The sequence below is a fragment of the Planococcus sp. TJ-302 genome (assembly GCF_058268455.1).
The window spans coordinates 1-2,578 of record NZ_JBZDOI010000009.1 but is presented as its reverse complement, the minus strand read 5'-3'; the positions used below and the strand labels follow the sequence as shown (position 1 = coordinate 2,578).

Genomic DNA, 2,578 nt, shown 5'->3' with positions numbered 1-2,578 from the left:
CGACATTGAAACGAAACGGGCAATCCGTGCCCACGGTTTTGGTTAAGTCCTCGATCGATTAGTATTCGTCAGCTGCACGTGTCGCCACGCTTCCACTCCGAACCTATCTACCTCATCGTCTTTGAGGGATCTTACTTGCTTGCGCAATGGGAAATCTCATCTTGAGGGGGGCTTCGTGCTTAGATGCTTTCAGCACTTATCCCGGCCACACATAGCTACCCAGCGATGCCCCTGGCGGAACAACTGGTACACCAGCGGTGTGTCCATCCCGGTCCTCTCGTACTAAGGACAGCTCCTCTCAAATTTCCTGCGCCCGCGACGGATAGGGACCGAACTGTCTCACGACGTTCTGAACCCAGCTCGCGTACCGCTTTAATGGGCGAACAGCCCAACCCTTGGGACCGACTACAGCCCCAGGATGCGATGAGCCGACATCGAGGTGCCAAACCTCCCCGTCGATGTGAACTCTTGGGGGAGATAAGCCTGTTATCCCCGGGGTAGCTTTTATCCGTTGAGCGATGGCCCTTCCATGCGGAACCACCGGATCACTAAGCCCGTCTTTCGACCCTGCTCGACCTGTACGTCTCGCAGTCAAGCTCCCTTCTGCCTTTACACTCTGCGAATGATTTCCAACCATTCTGAGGGAACCTTTGGGCGCCTCCGTTACTCTTTAGGAGGCGACCGCCCCAGTCAAACTGCCCGCCTGACACTGTCTCCCGCCCCGATCAGGGGCGTGGGTTAGAATTTCAATACAACCAGGGTAGTATCCCACTGACGCCTCCTCCGAAGCTGGCGCTCCGGGATCTCTGGCTCCTACCTATCCTGTACAAGTTGCACCAAAATTCAATATCAGGCTACAGTAAAGCTCCACGGGGTCTTTCCGTCCTGTCGCGGGTAACCTGCATCTTCACAGGTACTATAATTTCACCGAGTCTCTCGTTGAGACAGTGCCCAGATCGTTACGCCTTTCGTGCGGGTCGGAACTTACCCGACAAGGAATTTCGCTACCTTAGGACCGTTATAGTTACGGCCGCCGTTTACTGGGGCTTCAATTCGCACCTTCGCTTGCGCTAAGCACTCCTCTTAACCTTCCAGCACCGGGCAGGCGTCAGCCCCTATACGTCACCTTACGGTTTTGCAGAGACCTGTGTTTTTGCTAAACAGTCGCCTGGGCCTATTCACTGCGGCTCTCTCGGGCTATACACCCTACCAGAGCACCCCTTCTCCCGAAGTTACGGGGTCATTTTGCCGAGTTCCTTAACGAGAGTTCACTCGCTCACCTTAGAATTCTCTTCTCGCCTACCTGTGTCGGTTTGCGGTACGGGCACCTCCCGCCTCGCTAGAGGCTTTTCTTGGCAGTGTGAAATCAGGGACTCCAGGGCGCAATGCCCCTTGCCATCACAGCTTGGCGTATGTGAAAATGGGATTTGCCTCATTTTCCGCCTCACTGCTTGGACGCGCACAACCAACGGCGCGCTCACCTTATCCTTCTGCGTCCCCCCATTGCTCAAACGGCGGGGAGGTGGTACAGGAATATCAACCTGTTGTCCATCGTCTACGCCTATCGGCCTCGACTTAGGTCCCGACTGACCCTGAGCGGACGAGCCTTCCTCAGGAAACCTTAGGCATTCGGTGGACGGGATTCTCACCCGTCTTTCGTTACTCATACCGGCATTCTCACTTCTAAGCGCTCCACCAGTCCTTCCGGTCCAGCTTCAACGCCCTTAGAACGCTCTCCTACCACGGATCTCTAACGAGATCCATCCACAGCTTCGGTAATCCGTTTAGCCCCGGTACATTTTCGGCGCAGTGTCACTCGACCAGTGAGCTATTACGCACTCTTTAAATGATGGCTGCTTCTAAGCCAACATCCTGGTTGTCTAAGCAACGCCACATCCTTTTCCACTTAACGGATATTTGGGGACCTTAGCTGGTGGTCTGGGCTGTTTCCCTCTTGACTACGGATCTTATCACTCGCAGTCTGACTCCCAAGCATAAATCACTGGCATTCGGAGTTTGTCTGAATTCGGTAACCCGGGATGGGCCCCTAGTCCAAACAGTGCTCTACCTCCAGGATTCTCAATCTTGAGGCTAGCCCTAAAGCTATTTCGGAGAGAACCAGCTATCTCCAGGTTCGATTGGAATTTCTCCGCTACCCACACCTCATCCCCGCACTTTTCAACGTGCGTGGGTTCGGGCCTCCAGTAAGTGTTACCTCACCTTCACCCTGGACATGGGTAGATCACCTGGTTTCGGGTCTACAACTGCATACTCACTCGCCCTATTCAGACTCGCTTTCGCTGCGGCTCCGCCTTCTCAGCTTAACCTTGCATGCAATCGTAACTCGCCGGTTCATTCTACAAAAGGCACGCCATCACCCATTAACGGGCTTTGACTATTTGTAGGCACGCGGTTTCAGGATCTATTTCACTCCCCTTCCGGGGTGCTTTTCACCTTTCCCTCACGGTACTGGTTCACTATCGGTCACTAGGGAGTATTTAGCCTTGGGAGATGGTCCTCCCGGATTCCGACGGAATTTCACGTGTTCCGCCGTACTCAGGATCCACTCTGGAGGGGA

Annotated in this window: 1 rRNA gene; it reads right to left on the bottom strand. The window is 54.3% G+C overall.

Annotated elements, in window-relative coordinates:
- Positions 1-38: 38 nt before the first annotated feature.
- A 23S ribosomal RNA gene (locus AC4EHB_RS17050) occupies positions 39-2,578 on the bottom strand; the annotation flags it as partial.